Origin of the sequence: Enterococcus sp. DIV1368f (assembly GCF_051712245.1) — a bacterium.
Lineage (GTDB): Bacteria > Bacillota > Bacilli > Lactobacillales > Enterococcaceae > Enterococcus > Enterococcus faecalis.
In genome coordinates this window covers 164,925-189,318 of record NZ_JBIOON010000001.1, presented here as the reverse complement: position 1 = coordinate 189,318, position 24,394 = coordinate 164,925, and the positions used below count along the sequence as shown (strand labels likewise).

The window sequence follows — 24,394 nt, the reverse complement described above, 5'->3', positions numbered from 1 at the left end:
TCCGCCAATAAAAAAGCCGAGCAAATGACAGTTGCTTTCACAACGATCGCTTGACCCAGCTTTTGATTCTTTTTTATAACGAATCGCTTGTTTTGATTAACAAATAAAGAAAATAAGGCGCACCGATGATCGCAACAATAATCCCTGCAGGCATTTCTCCATTGCCAGGCAATAGTCGACCAATCGTATCACTAACCAATAAAAGTAAACTCCCAAACAACGCCGCCAATGGCAATACCTGTTTTTGTTGCGTAAAACCACATTTGCGAGCAATATGTGGCGCAAGTAAACCTAAAAAATTAATTCCCCCTGTAACGGAAATCGCTGAAGCCGCCAACATCACCGCTAACAGCAACGAAACGATTCGTTCTTTTTTCACAGCAATACCTACAGAAATAGCTGTTTCGTCCCCCAATTGTAAAATATCCAACAGACGATGACGCTTCATCGCAAAAAAGAACCCGATGACTAGCCAAGGCAATAAAGCGCCCACAAAGAACCAATTACTGCCCCAGATACTGCCTGCTTGCCACATTGTAACAAAACGGTACTTTTCAGTGTCAATTTTTGATGTAATTAATAAGGTGAGTGCTGAAATACCCGTACTCAAAATGACACCCGCTAAGACCATTCGAACTGGCGTCAATCCTAAACGATGATGATACGCGATTACTAAAATCCCAACAGCCGCTAGCAAGCCGCCAACTAAGGCCACGAGCGGAAGTGCAAACGTCGTGATACTTGTCGTCTCAACAAAACTAATAAACAAAATCACTGCCAAACCCGCACCCGCATTAATGCCTAAAATCCCAGTATCTGCTAACGGATTCCGAGTAATCCCTTGAAGAATAGCGCCACTTAAGCCTAAAGCCGCGCCCGCAAGGACCGCTAGCACAATCCGTGGTAACCGAAAATCCCAAACTAACAGTTGTTTGGCCTGACTTCCCTGTCCCAAAAGAAGGGCTTTTAAATCCATGACGGAAACAGATAATTCCCCTTGCGTTAAACTGATACAAGCAGTTAGGATAATCCCAACTATTAAGACAGCCACCCAACGGGACACTTTTTTCTGTGTCATCCTAGTTGCCCTCCTTTACGAAATAAATAAAGAAAGAATGGGATGCCAATTAAGGCCGTGATAATCCCAAATGGTGTTTCAAAAGGCGGATTCACCATTCGAGCGATTAAATCTGCCACCAAAACGAGGAGCGCACCGCCTAACGCCGAGAACGGAATCAAGCGACGGTAATTTTCTCCAGAAACTGTTCGCATCACATGAGGCACCACCAAACCAACAAAACTGACCGAGCCAACCAGCGCCACAGACAATCCTGATAAAAGCAAAATCGTTATACTGGCGAACAACCGAATACGCTGCGGATTTCGCCCTAAACCAATTGTTGCATCATCGCCAAACCGTAAAATAGTCACCGACGGACTAATCAGAATTGCTAATGCAAATGCACCCAGAAAGATAGGGACGACTATTTTTAATTGTGCCCAAGAAATAACGCTGACACCGCCAAGAAACCAAAACGTTAACTCTTGACTCAAATTGAACTGAATGGCTAAGAATTGACTAAATGATAAAAAAAGGGCACTAATACCAGCTCCCACCAAGGTCAGACGCATGGGGCTTGCTCCTCGAATTGAATGATTAGAAAGATAATAAATCAGTGCCACACTCACGCCGGCACCAAGAAAAGAAACAACTAAAAGCCACCAATAACTTGCCTGAGGGAGGAAAGCAAAAACAAGCGCTAAGCCCAAGCCAGCCCCAGCATTGATACCCAGCAAGCCAGAATCTGCCAATGGGTTTTGCGTAATCCCTTGCGCTAACGCACCACTCACCGCTAAACTTGCTCCCACAAAAGCGGCGCCTAAAATCCGCGGCAACCGAACCGTTTGGATGACTTGATGCGCTTGATTGGTCGCATCGAAGTGCGTAAAAGATTCAATAATCGTTTGAATCGAAACCGACGTCGAACCAAACATCAGCGACAGAAGCATTGTCCCCAGTAGCAAAAAAAGACAGACAAGTAACACTTGCCATTGGTGTCTATAAAATCCGCTTATGCCTTTCATCCATCCAGCTCCATTTCCATCAACTCATAAGAAAGCACTAGTGGCCGCTGTGTCTGACTATGATAACTAATTTCTGCTTGAATAGCGAAAACATCTGCTAAGCCAGTAACAGTAATCACTTCTTGCGGTGTTCCCTCATTGATAATCTTTCCCTCTTTCATCGCAATCACGCGATCAGAAAAACGAGAAGCTAAATTAATATCATGAATCGTCATCACGATAGTTTTCTGATGTTCTTGATTAATTCGTTTTAACACATTTAAAATTTCTAGCTGATGCGCTGGATCCAAATAGGTGGTCGGTTCATCTAAAATTAAAATATCTGTATCCTGCACTAGCGCCATAGCAATCCAAACCCGTTGACGTTGTCCACCTGATAAAATTGCCACAGACTCTCTAGCTAACTCAGTTAAGCCTGTTAATTCTAATGCCCATTGTATGTACTCTTGATCTTCTGTGGTGACACTTTTCCAGCCCGATTGATAAGGATATCGCCCGAAAGAGACGAGGTCAAAAACAGATAAATCGATTGTATTTTCTGGCGTTTGTGATAAAATCGCTAGTTCTTGCGCCACTTCTTTTGAAGAAAAATGTTGAAGTTCTTGGTTCTTAATGAACACCTTGCCTTTCTCAGCTGGCAAAATACGCGCAAGTGTTTTTAACAAGGTCGATTTGCCACAACCATTTGGTCCAATAATACTTGTAATAGTTCCCGCTTCAAATGAACAGTTCAGCGCTTCACTAATCACTTGACGACCATATCCTGTAGTTAAGTCCTCTGCCTCTAAATAATTCATAACCATTCCTCTTTAATTTTTCTGTCGTTATTTTACATTTATTGAGAATCGTTCTCACTCATTGTTCCTTGATTATAAAAGACCCTTCCTTAAAAAGCAATGTTTCTTCCAATCAAAAAAACGAATTATCTAAAAAATGCAACTTATTTGCTCAAAAAAGCAAGCGATGATTGACAAACAGTCGTTTTTAACTGATAATGAGAATCGTTATCAACTAAAAATAAAGGAGTTACACAATGAAACTTTTAAAAAAGACGGTCCTAATTGGTACCACCCTTCTTCTTGGTTCATTCTTACTCGCAGCTTGTGGTAATACGAATAAAGAAGCCAACAACGCTGACAAAACACATGAAGTAACAGATACCTTAGGCAATAAAGTAACCGTCCCCGCGAAACCCAAACGGATTATTGCGAGTTATTTAGAAGATTATCTAGTTGCATTAGGAGAAAAACCAGTGGCACAATGGACAGTTGGACAAGGCAGCATTCAAGATTATTTAGCGAAAGAATTGAAAGATGTCCCCACTATTTCCTATGACTTGCCATATGAAGCGGTTCTAAAATTTGAACCTGACTTATTATTAATCAGTTCATCTGCTCTAGTTGAAGGCGGTAAATACAAAGAATACAGTAAAATTGCGCCAACTTATGTAGTCAAAAACGGCGAAAATGTCACCTGGCGTGATCAATTGGAAGATATTGCCACTGTTTTAGATAAAAAAGAACAAGCGAAAAAAGTGTTAGAAGATTATGATACCTTAACCAAAGGCGTCCAAGAAGACCTTGGCAAAAAAGATGCTGGCAAATCTGCGGCAGTCTTATGGGTAACCAACAACCAAGTCTTTATGGTTAGCGATAATCGCTCAAGCGGAACCGTGCTCTATCAAGACTTAGGCCTCCAAGTTCCAAAATTAGTGGAAGAAATTTCTAAAAATGCTACTGCGGATTGGAATCAAGTTTCTTTAGAAAAATTAGCTGAGCTTGACGCAGACCATATTTTCCTTGTAAATAGCGATGAATCAGCACCTCTTTTCCAAGAAGCAATTTGGAAGAACTTACCTGCTGTGAAAAATAACCAAGTTCATACCTATGATAAAAAAAGTAGTTGGTTATACAACGGACCTATTGCGAATACCCAAATTGTTGAAGATGTAAAAAAAGCGCTCTTAAATTAAAAAAATGCTTGGATGATTGTTTTCATCCAAGCATTTTTTTAATTAGCAATTGCCGTTTCTAAACCAACTTCAATCATTTCATTAAACGTCGTTTGGCGTTCTTCTGCCGTTGTTTCTTCGCCTGTCACCAAGCTATCACTCACCGTCATAATCGCCAATGCTTCTACATCAAATTTTGCTGCTAAATAATATAACATTGCCGCTTCCATTTCAATCGCTAATACCCCGTATCGACCTAAACGAAAGACATCATCTAAGCTATCTTTGTAAAAAACATCATCTGACAATACGTTACCAACATGGGTAGTAAAGCCTTTTGCTTTAGCAATTTCGTAAGATTTGAGTAAAAGATCAAAGCTCGCAATTTGTGGAAAATCATATTTAGGAAAATCATTGCGAATCGCGGAAGAAGGCGTCGCTGCTGCTTGTGCGATAACTAATTCACGAACGTTGACTTTTTCTGAAATAGAACCACACGTACCAACACGAATTAACTTCTTCACATCGTAAGAGTTGATTAACTCATGGGCATAAATACCTGCTGAAGGCATCCCCATCCCTGTTCCTTGGACCGAAACACGCTGTCCCTTATACGTTCCTGTGTAACCTAACATCCCACGAACTTGATTATAGCAGACAGGATTCTCTAAAAAAGTTTCCGCAATATATTTTGCTCGGAGGGGATCCCCTGGTAGTAAAATTTTATCGGCAATTTCACCTGGTTTTGCTTCGATATGCACACTCATTCTGGTTTACTCCTTTTTTTATAAAGCTGCTAGTGTTGCTTTCACTAACTCTTTGAATTGTCCTTTAACGCGTTCAGTTGTTTCAACTACTTCTGCATGATTTAAGCTACTTTGCATACCAGCTGCTAAATTCGTAATACAAGAGATGCCTAGTACTTTCATGCCACTATGCACAGCTACAATGACCTCCGAAACAGTTGACATGCCAACTGCATCCGCACCCATCGTCCGTGACATCCGAATTTCTGCAGGCGTTTCATATGTCGGGCCAGAAAAGCCCATATACACGCCTTCTTTTAAATCAATATTTTGTTCCGCAGCCACTTTTTTTGCCACTTCCCGATATTCTTGCGTGTAAGCATGACTCATATCTGGAAAACGCGGCCCGATTTCTTCATCATTTTCACCAATTAACGGATTATCGCCTGTAAAATTAATGTGGTCATTGATTAACATCAAATTCCCCGGTGTATATGTTTCATTTACGCCACCAGCTGCGTTGGTTACAATCATTGAACGAATGCCTAAAGCAGCCATCACACGAACGGGATAAGTGACCGTTTGCATCGAATGTCCTTCATAATAATGAAAACGTCCTTGCATCGCCAAAACTTTTTTTCCAGAAAGCGTTCCGTAAACTAATTGTCCAGCATGTCCAACGACTGTTGAAACAGAAAAATGGGGAATTTCAGAGAAAGGAATAGCAATCGCATCGGTTATTTCATTAGCTAATTCACCTAACCCTGAACCTAAGATTAGACCGAAGTCTGCTTGTTGCACCCCTTTTTCTTTCAAAAACTCAGTTGTTTCGTTTAAATGATTCGTTAACGTTGTCATGTGTTGCCTCCTCGAATTATTGTAATTGATTTAAAAAGCTTTGACCGTTTTCCGTTGCAGGAACTTCAAAGTTTTCAGCAATCGTTGCTGAAATATCTGAATAAAATCCTTGTGGCAAGCTGCCTTGTTTTGTCATTTTTTTACTATAAGCCAATAAAGGCACATATTCACGTGTATGGTCTGTTCCTGGGAAAGTTGGGTCATTCCCGTGATCTGCTGTAATTAAAAGCAAATCATCTTCGGCCATAGCTGCCATAATCTCTGGCAAACGACCATCAAAATCTTCGATGGCTTTTGCATAGCCCTTCACATCACGACGGTGGCCATACAGCGCATCGAAATCCACTAAGTTAGTAAAACTTAAGCCTGTGAAATCTTTGTTCATGACCGTTAATAATTGATCCACCCCATCCATATTGCTCTTCGTGCGGATAGCTTCAGTAATTCCTTGTCCATTAAAGATGTCGTTAATTTTCCCAACAGCGATCACATCATTGCCGTTTTCTTTCAACGAATCTAAAACAGTATGGCCAAAAGGATCTAAAGCATAGTCATGACGGTTACTGGTTCGAGTGAAATTACCTGGTTCACCAACATACGGGCGAGCGATAATCCGACCAATCATATAAGGTTCGTCTTTCGTAATGTCACGAACATATTGACAAATTTTATACAATTCTTCTAATGGAATAATGTCTTCATGCGCCGCAATTTGTAAAACAGGGTCTGCTGAAGTATAAACAATTAGATCCCCTGTTTTCATTTGATGTTCGCCATAATCATCAATGACTGCTGTCCCGCTATATGGTTTGTTACAAACAACTTTTCGCCCAGAAAAATCTTCAATTTGTTTCAGTAATTCTTCAGGAAAGCCGTTTGGGAATACCCGAAAAGGTTTTTTGATGTTCAAGCCCATAATTTCCCAGTGACCGGTCATAGTATCTTTTCCAACAGAAATTTCTTCTAATTTGGTGGCATAGCCATCGTGGTCTGCCACTGCTTTGACACCTGTTAAAGGAGCAATAGTTCCCAATCCAAGTTTTTCTAAATGAGGAATGGTTAGTCCCGCTTCTTTGGCAATATGACCCAGTGTATCACTGCCGACATCTCCAAATTTTTCAGCATCTGGTGCTTCACCAATACCGACTGAATCTAGTACGATTAAATGAACACGTTTAAACACACTTGCTTCCTCCTCTAAGGTCGTAAATACGTCAAGAATGACAATTATTTTACGCTAGCCTTTTAAATAGTCTCGAGAATCAAACAGAACAATCTATTTATTCTCAGCTCTTCAATTATACCATGAATCCGCTATTATTGCCTGAAAGAGCATTAAAATTTTCAATGATTCCTTCGATTTTAGCAGGGCTTAAAAATTGAAAGAAAAAAAGTCTCCCACCGTAATTAGGAAACTTTTTTATTGTTTTTTTCGAATAGCCTGCTCCTTAAAAAGAACACGACTCTTTATACAATCAAAACTTTTAACACTCCAAGCGGTCTCCCTCTTTTGGCACATTTAAATACCAGATAACCGCTTCTGATAAAATCACACCAATGCCAATGGGCGGATAAAAATAAATGCCGATATATCCGATTGCGAAAAGACAAAGATGAATGATTTTTGTTGCCTTACTATAAGATTTCGATTTTCTTAACTTAGCTGCACCTTGTGGATCTTTCACTGCATTGTCTTCATAAATGATCCTTGTTAACAAGAAGTAGGCAAAATCCCAAACCGTATACACAACAAGATAAAAATAAACAGGTGCCCGCATCCACCAAAATTCACTCACCCAAGCAGTTGCTACCGGAATGAAGGCCATGGAGAATAACCAAAAATTATTTGCCCAAAAAGCTTTTTTAGAAAACCAATGAGTTACGGACATTATGTAATGATGATTGTACCATGCGATACAGATAAAAATAAAACTAACAATAAACGATAAAAAATATGGGATATTTTCTATCAAACCTGCCAAAACACCCACTTGAGGAGTTTTAATTTCTAAAATCATGATGGTCATGATGATGGCGATGACTGCATCACTAAATGCTTCTACACGTGTTTTATTCATTGAACGTCCTCCACTTTTCCTATGCTTACTACAAACAAAAGTATAGCAGAAAAACCAACGATTTTTGAAAAAAATCTGCTAGACCTGTTTGGTTTTTTCAAAATTTCGACACTTCCTTCGAATTGTAAAGAACAGCTAAAAGAAAAAAGAAAAGTTACCTTTATCAACTCGCTTTTTTACAGTGAGGCAGTGCCTAATGCCGCTTGTGTTCAACTGATTATCCTAAGAAAAGAAATGGCCCCCGTCGCTTTGACGGAGGGCCTATTTCTTTTCTTATTTCGTTTTGACGTAATTTTTCCCGTTCGCTTTTGGTCCCGATGATTTTCCGAAGAACACAACTAGGACTAAAATGGTCAATACGTATGGTGCTGCTTGTAGATAAACTTTGGGAATTTCTGAAATAATTGGTAGGTTTTCCCCAGCAATACTTAAGTTTTGTGCAAAGCCAAAGAATAAGGCTGCGCCCATTGCCCCAAGTGGATTCCATTTACCAAAGATCATTGCGGCCATTGAAATAAACCCTTGTCCTGCAATTGTGGTAATCCCAAAACGACCCGCAATACTTTGAGCAAAGACAGCTCCGCCCATACCGCCTAAGAAGCCGGATAGTAAGACACCAGAATAACGCATTAAGTAGACATTAATTCCCAATGTATCTGCCGCTTGTGGATGTTCTCCCACAGAACGTAACCGTAAGCCAAAACGTGTTTTATAAATGACAAACCAAGCTAAAATCGCAATCAAAATTGCTACGAAAGCTGGCAAAGAGGTTTTTGCAAAGAATAGTTCACCAATCACTGGAATTTTTGACAATCCTGGGAAAGAAAAATAACCAAATGATTGTGTAATCATATCTGTTTGTCCTTTTTGATAAATAACTTTTACTAGGAAAACCCCTAGCGCCGGTGCCATCAAGTTAATGACAGTACCACTGATAATATGATCTGCTCGTAAGTTAATAGTTGCAACGGCATGTAAGAGAGAAAAGACAATCCCGACAACGCCTCCTACTAAACAAGCAATCCATGGTGTCGCCGCGCCAAATGTATCAGCAAACGTCAAGTTAAAAACGACCGAACTGAAAGCGCCCATTACCATAATACCTTCCAAACCAACGTTAACCACACCACTTCGTTCTGAGAATGTTCCGCCTAATGCTGTCAAGATGAGCGGAGTTGCATACACTAATGTTTGCGTGATGATTGAGGAAATTGTTGCTAAATCCATTAGATGTCTCCCCCCTCTTGATTGTTTTTGTCTGGCGCCGCTTCAATTGTTTCTACAATCGCTACTTCTTTTTTACTACCAGACGCTTTTGCTAACAAGAAACGAATTAAATAACTAATTCCCACAAAGAAAATAATCGCTGCAATAACAACATCAACTAATTCGGTTGGTACACCAGCTATCAACGGCATCCCTTGTCCACCAAGTTTTAACATCCCGAACAGTAATGCGGAAAGTAAAATCCCGATTGAGCTACCTGCTCCTAATAGAGACACGGCCATACCATCGAACCCAATGCTCAACGATGTGTTTTGAATAAAGAAGTTTTGGAAAGTTCCCAATCCTTGGACCGCACCACCTAAGCCAGCTAGCGTTCCTGAAATCATCATAGATAAAATAATTGTTCGCTTGCTGCTCATTCCAGCATATTCAGAAGCAAATGGGTTTAACCCCACCGACCGAATTTCAAAGCCAAGCGTTGTTTTTTTCATCAAGAACCACACCAGGATAAGGAAAATGAAGGCCAAGAAAATGCCGATGTTCAAACGAGAGCCATCACTGATACTTGTTAAAAACGGTGAGCGTAATGATGCATTCGCACCAATCATTTTGGTGATCCCTTTGTTCGCCATAATACTTGGTTTCATGACATTATTAGCAATATGATTTCCTGTGTACAATAAAATATAATTCAACATAATTGTAACAATAACTTCACTCGTCCCAAAATAGGCACGCAAGAAACCTGGAATGGCTGCTGCTAAAGCTCCTGCAACCGCGCCAACAATAATCGCCACCGGCAACGCAATCATCCGGGGTGCATCAGGCATGGATAAAGCGACCCAAATACTAGCCACCCAACCACATAAGGCTTGTCCAGAAAGCCCGATATTAAAGAATCCAGCCGAATTTGCCACTGAGAATCCTAAAGCGGTAAAAATCAACGGTGCTGCGGTGACAAAAATCTCACCAATACTTTTCTTCCCTTGGAAAGCTGTTTCAAACATCGCTTGATACCCAGCCACTGGGTCATAGCCAAAGATAACCATAATAATTGCCCCTAAGAGGAAACCCATAATAACAGATAACACAGGGACTAAAATATTTCTTATTTTTTCAGAACGATTATTCAACAGTTTCACCTGCCTCTACTTTTGATAACTCAGCACGGGCTTCTTCCAATGAGTAGCCAGCCATTAACAAGCCCAATTCATTTTCTGTCGTTTCTTTCGGATCAACAATTCCGACAATTTCCCCCGCATGAATAACAGCGATACGATCAGAAACATTTAAAATTTCATCTAATTCAAAACTTACTAATAAAACAGCTTTATTTTTATCTCTTTGTTCAATTAGTCGACGATGAATGTATTCAATGGCTCCGACATCTAAACCGCGTGTTGGTTGAGAAACAATCAACAAATCTGGATCACGGTCAACTTCTCGGGCAATAATTGCTTTTTGCTGATTCCCACCTGAAAGCGCCCGAGCTGGTACTAATTCATTAGGAGTCCGTACATCATATTCTTCAATTAATTCACGGGCGTGTTTGTTAATCATTCGATAGTTTAAAATACCTGTTGAACTGTATGGTTTTTGGTAATACGTTTGTAGGCCAATATTTTCAGCCAATGTCATCTCTAATACCAAGCCATATTTATGTCGGTCTTCAGGAACGTGGGCGACACCCATTTCCGTAATTTCCCGAGGTTTGCGATTAGTAATCTCTTTTTCATTCAAATGAATGGACCCGTTTTCGACTTTGGTTAATCCTGCTAAGGCTTGGATTAATTCTGTTTGTCCATTGCCATCAATCCCCGCAATCCCAACAACTTCCCCTGCTCGGACATCTAAGCTAAGATTTTTCACTGCATCTAAGCCGCGGCTTTCTTTCACTACTAAATCTTTAATTGATAAAATTGTTTCTTTCGGTTGCGCTGGTTTTTTCTCTGTTTTGAAGGAAACAGAACGGCCCACCATCATATCGGCTAACTGTTGCGAAGAAACATCTTTCACATTGACGGTGCCAATACTTTGCCCCCGGCGAATGACCGTACAACGGTCTGCCACTTTTTTAATTTCATCTAACTTATGTGTAATTAAAATGATCGATTTGCCTTCATCGGTTAGTTCTTTCAAAATAATCATTAATTCATCAATTTCTTGTGGTGTTAATACTGCGGTTGGTTCGTCAAAAATTAAAACGTTCGCACCACGATATAAGGTCTTTAAAATTTCAACCCGTTGTTGCATACCCACAGAAATATCGCGAATATAGGCATTGGGATTTACATCCAACCCGTATTGCTTAGACACTTCTTCAATCTCTTTTTTCGCTTTTTTCCGGTCTAAAATACCGCCATGGGTAGGTTCACTACCTAAGATAATATTTTCAGTCACAGTAAAGGCTTCAACTAACATAAAATGCTGATGGACCATTCCGATTCCTAAACGATTGGCTGCAGTAGGACTTGTAATGTTGACTTTTTCGCCATTCATATAAATCTCACCTGAGGTCGGTTCCAATAGCCCTGATAAGATATTCATCAAGGTCGACTTGCCTGCACCATTTTCACCTAGCAGTGCGTGGATTTCACCAGGTTTTACTTGTAAATCAATTTGGTCGTTGGCTTTGAACGTCCCAAATTCTTTGGTGATTTTACGCATCTCAATTACGTTTTCTTCTTGAGACAAGGTCTATTCACTTCCTAACAAAATTATATTGGCAATACTTTAGAGGGTAATTTTGACCCTTAACTAAGTAGTTGAAGAACCTCAACTATTTAGTTAAAAATCTAAACATCATAAAGGGTTTCCTTGGCAGCCGTCGCTGCCAAGGACCACTTTATTTTTAGAAGGAACAATAATGAGCCCTTCTTTTTTCATTTAGGAGCTTAAATTATTCTGGTTTTTCTGGGACTTTTACGTCACCTGAGATTACTTTATCTTTTGCTGTTTTAACAGCTTCTTTTGTTTTGTCGTTTAAATAGCCGTCTGTTAAGTCAACGCCACCATCTTTTAATCCATAAACTAAATGTTCGCCACCAGGGAATTTGTCTTCTAACGCACGGTTGGCAATATCTTGAACCGCTGTACCGACACCTTTAAGCGTTGAAGTTAACGTGAAGTTGTCTTCTTTGCCGTCTTTTGTTTTGTACTTGCCATCAGCATCTTGATCGCGGTCAACACCGATTACCCAAACTTTGTCGCCAGAGCCTGATTCATTCAAGTCTTTTGCTTCTTGGAAGACCCCTTGTCCAGTCGCACCAGAAGCATGGAAGATGATATCAACGCCGTTTTGATACATTGCAGCAGCTAAAGCTTTCCCTTTAGCAGGATCAGCAAATGAAGCCGCATATTTTGTATCAACAGTAATTTCTTTACCTAATTCTTTCGCAGCATCAGCCACACCTTTTTCAAAACCAGCTTGGAAACGGTCAATTACGACCCCTTCTTCACCACCAACAAAACCGACTTTGTTCGTTTTTGTTTCGTTTGCAGCAGCAACACCGGCTAAGTAAGCTGCTTCATTATCTCTAAATGTTGCAGAAACGACATTCTTTTTGCCATCGATTTGATCATCGATTAAAACAAAGTTTGTATCAGGGTTGGCATCTGCTGCAGAAGAAATTGCATCTTTTAGCAAGTAGCCAATACCAAAGATTGTGTTGAATTTACTTGATACCGCTTGGTCAATATTTGTTGTATAGTCAGCTGCATCATTCGATTGAATATATGCATACCCTTTTGAACCTTCTGGTAAATCATGTTCTTTACCCCAAGCTTGCAATCCTTCCCAAGAAGATTGGTTGAACGACTTGTCATCCACGCCGCCTGTATCTGTAATGATTACAGCACTATGCGCTGCATCCCCTTTGCCACCGCCGCTTTCAGCGGTTTTTCCTTTGCCACCACCACATGCTGCAAGTGAAACTGATAAACCTAATGCAATCAAACTAAAACCGAATAATTTTGCTTTTTTCATTTCTGTAAAGCCTCCTAAAAATAGTTTAATGTATTTAAACAACTAAGTTGTTTCTAAGGTTGGTCTGGGACTTTTACGTCACCAGAGATGATTTGTTCTTTGGCTTCTTTAACTGCCGTTTTGGCTTGATCGCTTAAGGCTTCTGTTGTTAAATCAACACCGCCATCTTTCAATCCATAAGTTAAATGTTCGCCGCCAGGGAATTTATCTTCTAATGCAAGATCAGAGATTTTTTTTACAGCAATATTTACACCTTTAATGGTTGAAGCTAACGTTAAGTTATCATCCTTGCCATCTTTGGTTGTATATTTACCGTCTTCGTTTTGGTCACGGTCAACACCAATCACCCAAACTTTATCTTTTGAACCTGTTTCATTTAGCGCTTTGGCTTCTTGGAAGATTCCTTGTCCTGTAGTCGCCGCTGCGTGATAAATAATGTCGGCACCTGCTTGATACATAGAAGAAGCTAAGGCCCGTCCTTTTGAAGCGTCTGCAAATGTCCCTGCATAAGTAGACGTAATTTGAATATCTTTGCCTAATTTTTTGCCAGCGTCTGCTACACCTTTTTCAAAACCAGCTTGGAAACGGCCAATAACAGGTCCTTCAACCCCGCCGATAAATCCTACTTTGTTGGTTTTCGTAGTGTTAGCTGCTGCCACACCTGCTAAATACGCAGATTCATTATCTCTAAATGTTGCAGAAGCGACGTTGTTTTTCCCATTAACTGTATCGTCGATTAGAACGAAATTCGTTTCTGGGTTGGCGTCCGCTGCATCTACTACTGCATTTTTTAGTAAATAGCCAATGCCAAAAATCGTTTTAAATTGACTTGAAATGGCTTGGTCAATGTTTGATGTATAATCAGATGCTTCATTTGATTGAATATACGCGTACCCTTGAGGTCCTTCTGGAAGTTTGTGCTCTTTGCCCCACTCTTGCATTCCTTCCCACGCAGATTGGTTAAAAGATTTGTCATCAATGCCGGCTGTATCTGTGACCATTACGACACTATGTTGTGGATCACCTTTTGTGTTGGCGTTCTTTTTGCTATTGCCACCACATGCAGCTAACCCAATGGTTAAGGCAACTGCCGCTAATCCTAGACCTAAAAATTTTGCTTGTTTCACTTTCCGAAAAGCCCCCTACTATTTTATCTATTATTTCATTCGCATTTATGCTATTGAAATCTACTTTGAGCCCAACGAAACCTTATGTCCTTTTTTTAAAAATCTTTATCTGTAAATGAATAGGGCAATAATGCCTCAACTGTCATTGTTTTAGTCGCGCCATCTTTACCAACTAGCGTGACCGGCATTTGTGGATCAAAGAATTCAGCCATTACTTGACGACAAGCGCCACATGGAGAAATGGGTGCCTCTGTATTACCTGCTACAACTAAATGTTGGAAGGTCCGTTCATCTTCTGAAATGGCTTTAAAAATCGCCGTTCTTTCTGCACAATTTGTTAAACCAAAGGAGGCATTTTCAATGTTGACTCCTTGATACATTTTCCCGTCTGCAGTCACTAAGCAAGCGCCCACAGGAAAATTAGAATACGGTACATAGGCGTGTGCCAATGCTTCTACGGCACAATCAAGCCATTCTTGTTTTACTGTCATCTTTTTCGCCACACCTTCGTTTAATTTGAAATACGAATTAATACCCTTCGCCAGTTGCGCCAGAAACAATTGCTACACCCGTACTTGCACCGATGCGTGTTGCCCCCGCTTCAATCATTGCTAACGCTTCTTCTGCATTATGCACGCCACCAGAAGCCTTAACGCCCATGTCAGGACCAACTGTCTCACGCATTAAACGAATGTCTGCTACTTTAGCGCCGCCTGTTGAGAAGCCAGTAGATGTTTTAACGAAATCGGCACCTGCTTCTTTGGCTAACTCACAAGCTTTAACTTTTTCTTCGTCTGTTAATAATGCTGTTTCAATAATCACTTTGACTAACGCTTTTCCTTTGGCTGCATCTACTACGCCTTGAATGTCTTGACGTACGTGATCATATTGTTGTGATTTTAATGCACCAATATTAATCACCATATCCACTTCATTCGCACCATTTTTAATCGCATCAGCTGCTTCGTATGCTTTAACTTCTGGTGTATTTGCCCCCAAAGGAAAGCCAATAACGGTACACACAGCGACGTCGGTATCTGCTAATTGCTCGCTAGCAAAAGCGACCCAACAAGGATTGATACATACAGAGAAAAAGTTGTACTCCTTAGCTTCGTCAATAATTTTTTGGACAGCGGCTTCTGTCGCTTCTGGTTTCAAAATAGTGTGGTCAATCATGCGGTTTAATTCCATGATGAGAATTCCTCTTTTCTTTTTGTTTTATTCCGTAATAATATCGTGAATCAAAATAGGCTCTTCGCCGGTTGGTCCAATTTCAATGTTTTTATAAAGCAATTGTTCAACTTCTGTCACGTCTTCACGATTGGCGTAAATGGTCAATAATGATTCGCCTTTTTCAACTGGGCTCCCCACTTTTTTGTGAAGTTTCAAGCCAACTGCAAAATCAATCGTATCTTCTTTCGTAGCACGACCAGCGCCCAGCAACATTGCGGCAACGCCAATTTCATTGGCAACGATTTTTTGTACCACGCCTGTTTCTTTGGCAGGTAAATCAAATTGATAAGTTGCGGTTAATAATTTTTCTGGCTGGTCAACAACGGAACTGTCGCCGCCTTGATTTTCAATCATTTCTTTAAATTTTGCGAGCGCTCGACCGCTTGTTAATGCTTCTTCTAATAAAGCCCGTGCTTCGTCTAACGTCTCGGCTTTTTTAGCTAAAACGACCATCTGACTTCCTAAGACATAGCACATCTCCACTAAATCTTCTGGCCCATTTCCTTGCAAGGTCTCGATTGCTTCAACGATTTCTAAACTATTTCCGATGGCCTCCCCTAAAGGTTGTGACATGTCTGAAATTACTGCCATCGTTTGGCGATTTGCCAGTTTTCCAATGCGAACCATTGTTTCCGCTAATCGACGAGCACTTGCTAGGTCTTTCATAAAGGCCCCTTCACCAGTAGTCACGTCTAAGACAATCGCATCTGCCCCTGCGGCAATTTTTTTACTCATAATGGAACTTGCAATTAATGGAATTGAGTCAACAGTGGCGGTCACATCGCGTAACGCATAAAGTTTTTTGTCTGCTGGTGCTAGATCACCTGACTGACCAATTACTGCCACTTTTGTATCGTTGACCAATTGAATAAAACGTTCTTCTGTCAATTCAACTTTAAAACCAGGAATCGCTTCTAATTTATCCAACGTACCGCCCGTGTAGCCTAAGCCACGACCAGACATTTTTGCTACATTGACCCCGACACTAGCAACTAATGGCGCTAAAATAAGCGTCGTAGTGTCGCCTACGCCACCTGTAGAATGCTTGTCGACTTTGATTCCTTCTATAGAAGAAAGATCCACAATTTCGCCTGAATGGACCATTGCTAACGTCATTTGTGTAATTTCTTCGTCTGTCATATCTTGGTAAAAAACAGCCATTAAAAAGGCACTTACCTGATAATCTGGAATTGAACCATCTGTGTATCCGTTGATAATAAATTGAATTTCTTCGCTTGTTAGTTGATGCCCGTCACGTTTCTTTTCAATAATGTCTACCATTCTCATGAATTCGTTCCCTCCGATTTCCCGATAATGTATTATACAACAAAATCGTTCAGCTTTAAACCATTTAGTAAACCAGTTTACTATTATTTTTTTCTTGTGAAAACGCAAACAACACGAACATTCTATTTCTAAGCTGTTTTTTAAATCGGTTTTGTGCTTTTTCTAGCAATAAACGTCGCATCAAAAACTTTATTTGGAACTTTCCCTGTTGGATCTGCAATAGCTTCCACCAAAAATTTTGCTGCATAATAGCCAATATCAAAACTCGGCTGATAGACGGTTGTTAAACTCGGCACCAAATATTCGGAAATTTCCAAGCCATCAAAACCAACCACCGAAATATCGTCAGGAATTTTCTTGCCCGCTTCTTCAATGGCTTGATAAGCTCCCATCGCCATTTCATCATTGCCACAAAAAATTGCTGTGATTTCTTCATTTTTCAAAACTTCTTTCGCCGCAGCATAGCCGCCATGCAAGTTCAATTCCCCAGCACAAACATAATGCGGACGAAAAGGTAAATTGTTGTCCTGTAACGCATGCTGATACGCCGTCACTCGTTCCGTTAAACGATAATAGCCGGCACTTTCACGCAACATGCCAATATGCTGATGGCCTTGTTGAATCAAATGATGGACCGCTTGATAAGCACCTTCGTACTCTTTAACGATTAATCGTCCACTATCTCGTGGATTAATCCCACGATCGACAAGAATGACAGGAATCGGATGTTCTCGTCGGTCTTTTAAAATATGATTTTCTGGCAAAACATTCGGCGTGGCAAAAATAATGCCATCCACCGACCGATGAATCAACTCGCTAACATATTGCATCGCTTGCTCGGAATCATGCTTTGAATTGCATAACAAAATCATGTAGCCTAACGAATTTAAATATGTTTCTACACCTTCAATCACTTTTGAGAAAAAGAAATCCGTCACATCTGGCACAATCATACCAATGGTTTTGGAATGACGGTTGATTACATTCGAAGCAAAGTAATCTGGTTTGTAATGATTTTCAGCGACTACCGCCAACACCTTGTTGCGGGTTTTTTCACTGAAACGACTCCCTTTATTATTCAGAATTTGTGAGACGGTTGTGACAGAAACACCAGCCATATCAGCAATTTCTTTAATCGTTAGTTTCATCGCGCCCCTCCCAACGTCTCCTTTTGCATTGACAGACATTTGTAGACGTGTTACAGTCTTCAAAATACTTATCGAATCTTTTACATTTTAACAAAAAAAAGACAAAAGAAATAGACTAAAAAGATTAAAAAACAAAAGAAAATGGAGGCTATTTTTTTCATGGAAGAATCCCGTGTCCGTCAATTACCAAAAATCGAGCTGCACTGTCACTTAGATGGGTCGATTCGACCAACCACTTTACGCACCATTGCTGAAAAACAAAACATTCCATTACCCCAAGACGAACAAGCCTTGAAAGAGTTAGTGGTTGCCCCTGAAAAATGCACCGATTTGAATGATTATTTAACTCGGTTTGACTTCGTGCTCACCTGTCTACAAACAGCTGAAGCTTTGCAAGCAGCGGCGTATGACGTGATTAGCCAAGCTGCAGAAGATGGCGTGGCTTACATAGAGGTGCGTTTTGCGCCTTCCCAACATACAGAAAAAGGCTTACGGTTACCTGAAATCGTGACTGCTGTTTTAACTGGCTTAAAACAAGGCGAAGAAGATTTTGGTGTAAAAAGCAATGCACTGTTATGCGGCATGCGACATGACCAACAACAAGCCATAGAAAAAATCGTTCACTTAGCGCATGATTTCAGAGAAACAGGCGTTGTCGGCTTTGATTTAGCTGGCAATGAAGTCGATTTTCCTCCATACACATTTGAAGACGTATTAGCTTTAGCCAACCAATTGTCAATTCCATTAACACTCCACGCTGGGGAATGCGGCTGTGGCAAAAATGTCGCTGACGCTGTCACTTTAGGTGCTACTCGGATTGGTCACGGTATTGCTTTGAAAGATACACCCGAATACTTGGCGCTCTTAAAAGAAAAAAAGGTTCTTTTAGAAATGTGTCCAACTAGCAACTTCCAAACAGGCACCGTCAAAACATTGGCTGAATACCCTTTTCAACAATTTATAGAGGCTGGCTTAGCCGTCTGCATCAATACCGATAATCGCACTGTTTCAGATACTACGTTAACGAAAGAATTCATGAAATTGGCCACTTGGTATCAATTAAGTTATGACGAAATGAAGCATCTCACTAAAAATGCGCTTGCAGGTGCTTTTTTGTCGCCAGACGAAAAAAAACTGTTGGACCAAAAAATTGATCAAGCATATCTATTCTAAAAAAGAACCTCCACTAAAGGGGGCTTCACTTAGGGATTTTTACAGACAGCCTAATAGCGAGCATGAAAAACTATGATTACCTTAATTGGTGGTCGTAGTTTTTTTCGTTGCAATGACTTGCTATTAATGCCCTTTAGAGTGATATATAGACTACCAAAAGAATACGGAGGATAAAATTATGTTTCCAACTCAAAAACAAATCGAGAGCGTGAAAAAACGTTATCCGAAAGGTAGTCGTGTAGAACTCATCAAAAGGGAAGAGGTCCAAGCCCCACCAAAGGGAACACGAGGTACAGTGAAAGGCGTTGATGACATTGGTTCGATCCTTGTGCAATGGGACAACGGCTCAACACTGAACGCCATTTACGGCGAAGATGTGGTGCGCATTATCGGAGGTGGACAAAATGGTAAATAAACGGAAGATTTACAACAGCGACCATAAAGACTTTCTCGACATTGCGGTTTGGTGTTTGGAAGATGCACTAATTGCTGCTTACGAGCAAGGCAAAAAGGATGGAATAATACCAAAAGAATAATTAGAAAAGCTCCGAAACAATTTCAGTAATCGGAGTTTTTCTTTTGTATTTAATTTAACCGCAAATTTTTGACAGTTTATTTAAAATCTGTGCGTTTACAATGCTTACCAAGCTATATAGCCAAAATTCGAGAGATCCATTCTTGTTGAGTTTTTGTGATTCCATATAATTCCTCAACATAATTCTCAGTCATACAAGAAATAGGAATGGATAATAATTCATCCTTACTAGGCAGTGAAAAATATTTAATCATATTTTTGGCGGTTGAATAGTAATTGTTCGAATAGGGTTTTGAAACCATCTTTAGATAATAAGAGAACATATCTGATTCAAGAATTTTTGCTAATCTCAATAAATACTCTGTAGAATCATCAAAAATAGCATATCCTGCAGCAAACACTTCATCAGCCGAGTTAGATATTCTCGTTTTCACTTTGTTTGCCATGTATGGAAGATATAACCTTTTACCATACTGATTTATTCCTTGACTTCGACCATAAGAAAACCAGTTGGGCATATTTTTATCGTGTTTCCTACTATCTAATTCTTCTTTATGTTTATTCAAATAAGCATATGCAAATGGAAATTTAGAAGAAAATTCTTCTTCAGTTATTGAAGTTGATTTTCGTGTATCCTTATCATATATATATGGAAAGATGATACGTAAGTTTGTATACTCCGTTTGTGTATTAGGTAACACAAATGGTCTTGTTATCCCACTTTCAATTTTCTCTTCAGTACCCTTATAAGTAAAGTAATAATATTTATCATCCTCATTTAAGGCGTTGAAACTATAAATATTATTACGTTGAGTAGCAACACCATTTTGAATTGCTAAATCTCCGATTTTGGTTTCAAAGTTACTTTCTAAATTATAAATAATTTCTTTATCAACAGTGTTTAGGGTTCTCCACTCATCCCCTGGAATAAATTCTGTCCATTTTTCATTACTGTCTAAAAAATTGTTATCAAGATGTTCAAATTTAACATCATCTGTTGGTTTAACTTTCTTAGTAAAAATAGTTATAGAAAAATAGTTTTGAATCCCATCGAATAAAGGTTCGCTATCAAAGTTTACTATCGAAATATTTGAAGAGTGTTCTCGTAAATACTTCCTTAAATTTTTACCATTCAAACTTCGTAAAAAAGTATTAGGCGTAATATAGTTTCCAACTCCCCCTTTTTTTAAAAGATTGATTCCAATCTCAAAAAAGGGAATATACAAATCTGACACGCCAAATGATGTTTCAAATGTTTTGATTTTTCTTTTAATCTCATCAGAAAGATGTTTAGCCCGAACATATGGTGGATTACAAATTATGCTATCTACTGAAGATATCCCAAAAAGTTGTTTAAGCTTATCGTTTGATAGCTCTAATGAATTAAATTGAGCGATATTCGTTTTAGTTGGAAATTTATCCCCTTCTTCTAAGCACATAATATCTAACAATAATCTTACGAAAAGAACGTTGTCTTCAATTAAGTCAATGCCAAAAATATTATTTTCAATAATGCTTGATACAGAGCCTTTATTTTTTCTTCTTAGTTCCTCAATTCCGGCAATTAGAAAAATGCCACTCCCTACTGCAGGGTCAAAAAGATAGAACCTTTCTTTATTCTCGGCTTTTGATAGAGAATCCTGAATCATTTTTTTTGCAACTCTTTTTGAGGTATATGCGATTCCATTTTCTTTCTTGGTTTCATCGTCAAAAACAAAAATCGATTGTTCAATTAAATCGTAAACAGAGGGTTCATTACCCTTATATTTTTTTTCTAATTCACTATAAAAATCTGTATCAACGCCGTAAGAAAAAACTTGTTTATAGTTTTCCCTTGATGATAAGATTTCTATATGGAGATTTTTTTTATCAATAAAAAATTGAAATATTGATGCAAGTTTTTTCTTTCTAGTCATGTCTCATTATCCTATTACTTCCCTGAACTATTTGTATTTTTGTACCCAGTCTAAATCTGAATTATAAATATTTACATTAGAAACTATGGTTTCAAGAGATGCAACTTGTTTCTTACTAATGCCGTAGTAAGATTCAACTGTGCTTTCTAATTTTTTTTGCAATCTAAATATATCTTTTTGTGAAATTTTCAAACTTTCTCCGTATCTTTTATTGTACAGACCAATTTCATAAATGATATCATCATAAATTTTAGCTAAGTTATAAATTCTATCTTTAGTTAGTTCTGGTATAATTACTTCTCCCAAAAATTGTTTGTTCAATTTTCTATAATCGCCTGAAGCTTCTCCAGAAACAGGTATGGCAAGAAGAGAGAATATTTTAGAATTCATTAAAGCACACAACGCTTTTAGCTTTTGTGTATTGTCTACTTTTGATACTACGGCATTAACGTTAGAATTATCTCCAAACATTGGAACATTGCAAAACGATGCAACAACCTTTTTGTGGGTCATTGGGATAAAAATTTTTGCCTTACTATAACTATTGTGGTTCTGTTCTCGTGTAAATCGATAAAACTCCCCTTTATCAGCACGCTTCTTGGTTTTCGATTCTCTGAACATATCTTGAAAATACTGATATGCTAATGGAAATTTAACTTTCATTTCGTTTTCAGAAATAAAGGTGCCATCCATCTCATACGGGAAAATCATATAATCAAAATCTTTTACTTTTGTAAAGTCTGTAAAAGATGTTAATTGGTCATTTCTTAGCACTCTACGAACCATGTCCGATTCAATTTCAATGCTTTCATCACGTCTGTTTGTCACAAATACCGTATTCCCATCACTTTTTTCAACATCTTTAACTAAAAAGAACTTACTATCCAACACTTGCGGTCCGACAATTATATCCATGTCTTCTGTTGAATTTAGCGTAAAGAAATTATTACTTTTATTTTCAAGTAATTCTCTATATATTTTACCAGCAGCAAAGTTAGAAAAAGACCATGTGGCCGAATTCATCAACTCATTTTGTTTGAGAGTAATTTGCTGGTTATCCTCTGATATTACATCATACAAGTTGGCTCTAGTCTTATTGATATCGTTTTTTGAATATCCATACCTAATATTTTTTGAAAACATTTTCGAACCAAACATTGTAGCTACGTAAGTTGTTTTCCCTCTAAATAGCCGATTAGATTTATATTCAATTATTTCCGTTAAATATCCTCGTTCGGATAAAAATTTTCGCAATGGCACACCGTAATCTGCTTTAAAAAACCTATTTTGAATCATCGTACCAACTTTACCATTTTCATTAACCAACTCAAAAAATCTCTCTAGGAAAAACATAGATACATCTGATTTTCCCTTATTACTAATATATCGTTCCTTTAAATAAGTTAGTGTCTCTGGAAAATGTTCTTTAAAATGTTTCGGTTCAATATAAGGCGGATTGCTAACCAAATGCGTAAAACCAGAGTCATGTTCAAAAATATCTGGAAATAAATCCGCATAGTTTGTAGGAATTTGATAAATTACTTCTTTAGGTGATAAAAGCTTTGAACGATTATCAATTTCTACAACACTGTTTCCTAGTTTAAAATTACTCGAAAACTCACTTAATAAATTTTTAACTGGTTCGACTTTTTTATAATCACTCGTTACTAGCCTAATCGAAATAGTCATTTTTAATACCTCAAGTGCTACAGGATCTATGTCTACTCCAAATAAATTATTAATAATTATATTTTTTAGTTCATGATAATCAAGTAAGTCAACCATTTTTAATTTTTGAATTTTTTTTGCTATAAGTTCAAAAGCAGATACTAAAAAACTACCACTTCCAACACATGGGTCAATCAACTTAATTTTTTTAATCTCGTCTAAATTCGTGATTTCATCTAAATTTAGGACACGTTCACAAATGAATTTTGAAATATCTGAAGGTGTAGGTACAGAACCAGAAGGCGATAGTAACTTTTGTTGAACGACTATCTTATTACTTTTAATTACAATTTGTTTCCCTAAAAACATGTCATATATTTCTGCAATTATAGACGGACTAATAACGTCGAAACGATAAGGTGTATCGCCATATAATTCATTAATAAAACTAGTAAATGCTTTATCAGATAGAGAATTGATATTCAGTTTTTCTTCAAAGAGTGCACCGTCGTATCTATCAAAAAATTCATTTTGTGATGAAGACTGAAATTGTTTCCAAAACCCTTTGCTATTTTGTACAAAAGATAAAAGCTTTTGGTATGGTTCATATCCCAAATCTTCAAGTATTCGAACAAATACAATTCTATTGGTTATCACTTGAACAAAATAGTTCAAATGTTCAACCGAAATAGTGGGAGCATTTATCAACAATTGATTACCTAAAGAAATTCTGAAATCACTAATTAATTTTAAAAATTCAGAATCAAGACTACGAGAATTTTTATCTTCAATGTTTATCCCAAATTCTTCTAAATTCCAGTTTCCTTTTTGAACAATTGACTTCGAAAGGAACTGGGAATATTTATCAAAATCATTTATTAATTCATCTATTGAAAAGGAAAAAGCTTTAAATGAAGCGTTCATTTTAGGATTTGGCTTAAAAGAGGTGTCATAAACTGAAAAATATTCAAAATTTGACACTATTGAAATTGGTAAATTTGACGACCATCCATAACTTCTAATTTGAAAAGCGATTCCTTTGGATTCCCGAAAATCTTTCGGCGCAGTTTTGGCATCTAAGTACATTCTTAAAACGCCTCTATCCAATAATTGGTAATCCGGTTTAACATGTTTGCTATTTATTTCAATTAGTTTCTTTCTAGCCTCTCCTTGTATCTTTTTTTCTTCTATGATTTCCGTCAGATTCGATAAATCCCATCCGAATAATTCGAGAACTTTATTTAAAAAACCACTCCTAATTTTCTCTTCAGAAATATCCTCAGCACTATTGGAAATCATATCATTATAACTATTCCTTAATTTTTTCAATTCAAGTATAACAAGTTCCTGATTCATAATTATTATCTCCTAAAAAAG

Annotated in this window: 22 protein-coding genes; 4 read left to right on the top strand and 18 right to left on the bottom strand. The window is 38.3% G+C overall.

Going from position 1 to position 24,394, the window contains the following annotated elements:
- Positions 1–73: 73 nt before the first annotated feature.
- Genes IGL07_RS00925 through IGL07_RS00915 form a run of 3 tightly spaced genes read right to left on the bottom strand, consistent with a single transcriptional unit; the run spans position 74 to position 2,888 of the window.
- Positions 74–1,078: a FecCD family ABC transporter permease gene (locus IGL07_RS00925; RefSeq protein WP_010816253.1), complete on the bottom strand. Its 1,005-nt coding sequence runs from the start codon at positions 1,076–1,078 to the stop codon at positions 74–76.
- Positions 1,075–2,085 (bottom strand): FecCD family ABC transporter permease, encoded by a 1,011-nt coding sequence (locus IGL07_RS00920; RefSeq protein WP_010816979.1) that lies wholly within the window; start codon positions 2,083–2,085, stop codon positions 1,075–1,077. The genes IGL07_RS00925 and IGL07_RS00920 overlap by 4 nt, the downstream gene beginning before the upstream one ends.
- A complete protein-coding gene (locus IGL07_RS00915) occupies positions 2,082–2,888 on the bottom strand; it encodes an ABC transporter ATP-binding protein (RefSeq protein WP_002356183.1) in 807 nt (268 codons plus the stop codon). The genes IGL07_RS00920 and IGL07_RS00915 overlap by 4 nt, the downstream gene beginning before the upstream one ends.
- Positions 2,889–3,118: 230 nt before the next feature.
- On the opposite strand from IGL07_RS00915, the gene IGL07_RS00910 reads away from it, so the two are divergent.
- Positions 3,119–4,057: an iron-hydroxamate ABC transporter substrate-binding protein gene (locus tag IGL07_RS00910; RefSeq protein WP_002361532.1), complete on the top strand. Its 939-nt coding sequence runs from the start codon at positions 3,119–3,121 to the stop codon at positions 4,055–4,057.
- 38 nt (positions 4,058–4,095) lie between these two features.
- On the opposite strand, the gene deoD is transcribed toward IGL07_RS00910, so the two are convergent.
- The 13 genes from deoD to IGL07_RS00845 form a co-directional block, all read right to left on the bottom strand.
- A complete protein-coding gene (gene deoD / locus IGL07_RS00905) occupies positions 4,096–4,803 on the bottom strand; it encodes a purine-nucleoside phosphorylase (protein WP_002359338.1) in 708 nt (235 codons plus the stop codon).
- An 18-nt stretch (positions 4,804–4,821) separates the two neighbouring features.
- Positions 4,822–5,640, bottom strand: coding sequence for a purine-nucleoside phosphorylase (locus tag IGL07_RS00900; RefSeq protein WP_010711904.1), 819 nt, complete (start codon positions 5,638–5,640; stop codon positions 4,822–4,824).
- A 16-nt stretch (positions 5,641–5,656) separates the two neighbouring features.
- Positions 5,657–6,823 (bottom strand): phosphopentomutase, encoded by a 1,167-nt coding sequence (deoB, locus tag IGL07_RS00895; protein ID WP_002356179.1) that lies wholly within the window; start codon positions 6,821–6,823, stop codon positions 5,657–5,659.
- A 301-nt stretch (positions 6,824–7,124) separates the two neighbouring features.
- Positions 7,125–7,718 (bottom strand): TMEM175 family protein, encoded by a 594-nt coding sequence (locus tag IGL07_RS00890; RefSeq protein WP_002359336.1) that lies wholly within the window; start codon positions 7,716–7,718, stop codon positions 7,125–7,127.
- A 273-nt stretch (positions 7,719–7,991) separates the two neighbouring features.
- Positions 7,992–8,945 carry an ABC transporter permease gene (locus IGL07_RS00885; protein WP_002356172.1) on the bottom strand — a complete coding sequence of 318 codons (954 nt, stop codon included), beginning with the start codon at positions 8,943–8,945 and terminating at the stop codon, positions 7,992–7,994.
- The gene (locus tag IGL07_RS00880) at positions 8,945–10,078 is read right to left on the bottom strand and encodes an ABC transporter permease (RefSeq protein WP_002356171.1); all 1,134 of its coding nucleotides are present in this window, start codon (positions 10,076–10,078) and stop codon (positions 8,945–8,947) included. Before IGL07_RS00880 ends, IGL07_RS00885 begins: the two co-directional genes overlap by 1 nt.
- On the bottom strand, positions 10,071–11,639 hold the full coding sequence (locus tag IGL07_RS00875) for an ABC transporter ATP-binding protein (protein ID WP_002381361.1): 1,569 nt from the start codon (positions 11,637–11,639) through the stop codon (positions 10,071–10,073). The genes IGL07_RS00880 and IGL07_RS00875 overlap by 8 nt, the downstream gene beginning before the upstream one ends.
- 205 nt (positions 11,640–11,844) lie before the next feature.
- A complete protein-coding gene (locus IGL07_RS00870; RefSeq protein WP_002356169.1) occupies positions 11,845–12,930 on the bottom strand; it encodes a BMP family lipoprotein in 1,086 nt (361 codons plus the stop codon).
- Between the two features lie 53 nt (positions 12,931–12,983).
- Positions 12,984–14,057 (bottom strand): BMP family lipoprotein, encoded by a 1,074-nt coding sequence (locus tag IGL07_RS00865; protein WP_002356168.1) that lies wholly within the window; start codon positions 14,055–14,057, stop codon positions 12,984–12,986.
- A gap of 95 nt (positions 14,058–14,152) precedes the next feature.
- Positions 14,153–14,617, bottom strand: coding sequence for a cytidine deaminase (locus IGL07_RS00860; RefSeq protein ID WP_002387503.1), 465 nt, complete (start codon positions 14,615–14,617; stop codon positions 14,153–14,155).
- Positions 14,586–15,248 carry a deoxyribose-phosphate aldolase gene (gene deoC, locus IGL07_RS00855; protein WP_002359333.1) on the bottom strand — a complete coding sequence of 221 codons (663 nt, stop codon included), beginning with the start codon at positions 15,246–15,248 and terminating at the stop codon, positions 14,586–14,588. The genes IGL07_RS00860 and deoC overlap by 32 nt, the downstream gene beginning before the upstream one ends.
- A gap of 27 nt (positions 15,249–15,275) precedes the next feature.
- Complete coding sequence (locus IGL07_RS00850; protein WP_002356165.1) at positions 15,276–16,577, bottom strand: pyrimidine-nucleoside phosphorylase; 1,302 nt, start codon at positions 16,575–16,577, stop codon at positions 15,276–15,278.
- Between the two features lie 140 nt (positions 16,578–16,717).
- Positions 16,718–17,725 carry a substrate-binding domain-containing protein gene (locus IGL07_RS00845; protein ID WP_002356164.1) on the bottom strand — a complete coding sequence of 336 codons (1,008 nt, stop codon included), beginning with the start codon at positions 17,723–17,725 and terminating at the stop codon, positions 16,718–16,720.
- Between the two features lie 141 nt (positions 17,726–17,866).
- On the opposite strand from IGL07_RS00845, the gene add reads away from it, so the two are divergent.
- The 3 genes from add to IGL07_RS00830 all read left to right on the top strand — a co-directional run bounded on the left by add (position 17,867) and on the right by IGL07_RS00830 (position 19,434).
- Entirely contained in the window at positions 17,867–18,898 is a 1,032-nt protein-coding gene (gene add / locus IGL07_RS00840; RefSeq protein WP_025189456.1) for an adenosine deaminase, read from the top strand.
- A 178-nt stretch (positions 18,899–19,076) separates the two neighbouring features.
- Entirely contained in the window at positions 19,077–19,313 is a 237-nt protein-coding gene (locus tag IGL07_RS00835) for a DUF4314 domain-containing protein (protein WP_010816976.1), read from the top strand.
- Complete coding sequence (locus IGL07_RS00830) at positions 19,303–19,434, top strand: DUF6900 domain-containing protein (protein ID WP_255201671.1); 132 nt, start codon at positions 19,303–19,305, stop codon at positions 19,432–19,434. Before IGL07_RS00835 ends, IGL07_RS00830 begins: the two co-directional genes overlap by 11 nt.
- A 112-nt stretch (positions 19,435–19,546) precedes the next feature.
- Here IGL07_RS00830 and IGL07_RS00825 read toward each other — a convergent pair whose 3' ends face one another.
- Positions 19,547–21,349, bottom strand: a complete 1,803-nt coding sequence (locus IGL07_RS00825) for an HsdM family class I SAM-dependent methyltransferase (protein WP_010816975.1) — start codon at positions 21,347–21,349, stop codon at positions 19,547–19,549.
- Between the two features lie 27 nt (positions 21,350–21,376).
- Entirely contained in the window at positions 21,377–24,373 is a 2,997-nt protein-coding gene (locus tag IGL07_RS00820) for an Eco57I restriction-modification methylase domain-containing protein (protein WP_010816974.1), read from the bottom strand.
- Positions 24,374–24,394 lie beyond the last annotated feature (21 nt).

What these genes read in the sequence shown, in the direction of transcription:
- IGL07_RS00925 (WP_010816253.1), bottom strand. Translation starts at nt 1,078, where the DNA reads ATGACACAGAAAAAAGTGTCCCGTTGGGTGGCTGTCTTAATAGTTGGG.
- IGL07_RS00920 (WP_010816979.1), bottom strand. Translation starts at nt 2,085, where the DNA reads ATGAAAGGCATAAGCGGATTTTATAGACACCAATGGCAAGTGTTACTT.
- IGL07_RS00915 (WP_002356183.1), bottom strand. Translation starts at nt 2,888, where the DNA reads ATGGTTATGAATTATTTAGAGGCAGAGGACTTAACTACAGGATATGGT.
- IGL07_RS00910 (WP_002361532.1), top strand. Translation starts at nt 3,119, where the DNA reads ATGAAACTTTTAAAAAAGACGGTCCTAATTGGTACCACCCTTCTTCTT.
- deoD (WP_002359338.1), bottom strand. Translation starts at nt 4,803, where the DNA reads ATGAGTGTGCATATCGAAGCAAAACCAGGTGAAATTGCCGATAAAATT.
- IGL07_RS00900 (WP_010711904.1), bottom strand. Translation starts at nt 5,640, where the DNA reads ATGACAACGTTAACGAATCATTTAAACGAAACAACTGAGTTTTTGAAA.
- IGL07_RS00890 (WP_002359336.1), bottom strand. Translation starts at nt 7,718, where the DNA reads ATGAATAAAACACGTGTAGAAGCATTTAGTGATGCAGTCATCGCCATC.
- IGL07_RS00885 (WP_002356172.1), bottom strand. Translation starts at nt 8,945, where the DNA reads ATGGATTTAGCAACAATTTCCTCAATCATCACGCAAACATTAGTGTAT.
- IGL07_RS00870 (WP_002356169.1), bottom strand. Translation starts at nt 12,930, where the DNA reads ATGAAAAAAGCAAAATTATTCGGTTTTAGTTTGATTGCATTAGGTTTA.
- deoC (WP_002359333.1), bottom strand. Translation starts at nt 15,248, where the DNA reads ATGGAATTAAACCGCATGATTGACCACACTATTTTGAAACCAGAAGCG.
- IGL07_RS00850 (WP_002356165.1), bottom strand. Translation starts at nt 16,577, where the DNA reads ATGAGAATGGTAGACATTATTGAAAAGAAACGTGACGGGCATCAACTA.
- IGL07_RS00845 (WP_002356164.1), bottom strand. Translation starts at nt 17,725, where the DNA reads ATGAAACTAACGATTAAAGAAATTGCTGATATGGCTGGTGTTTCTGTC.
- add (WP_025189456.1), top strand. Translation starts at nt 17,867, where the DNA reads ATGGAGGCTATTTTTTTCATGGAAGAATCCCGTGTCCGTCAATTACCA.
- IGL07_RS00835 (WP_010816976.1), top strand. Translation starts at nt 19,077, where the DNA reads ATGTTTCCAACTCAAAAACAAATCGAGAGCGTGAAAAAACGTTATCCG.
- IGL07_RS00830 (WP_255201671.1), top strand. Translation starts at nt 19,303, where the DNA reads ATGGTAAATAAACGGAAGATTTACAACAGCGACCATAAAGACTTTCTC.
- IGL07_RS00825 (WP_010816975.1), bottom strand. Translation starts at nt 21,349, where the DNA reads ATGACTAGAAAGAAAAAACTTGCATCAATATTTCAATTTTTTATTGAT.
- IGL07_RS00820 (WP_010816974.1), bottom strand. Translation starts at nt 24,373, where the DNA reads ATGAATCAGGAACTTGTTATACTTGAATTGAAAAAATTAAGGAATAGT.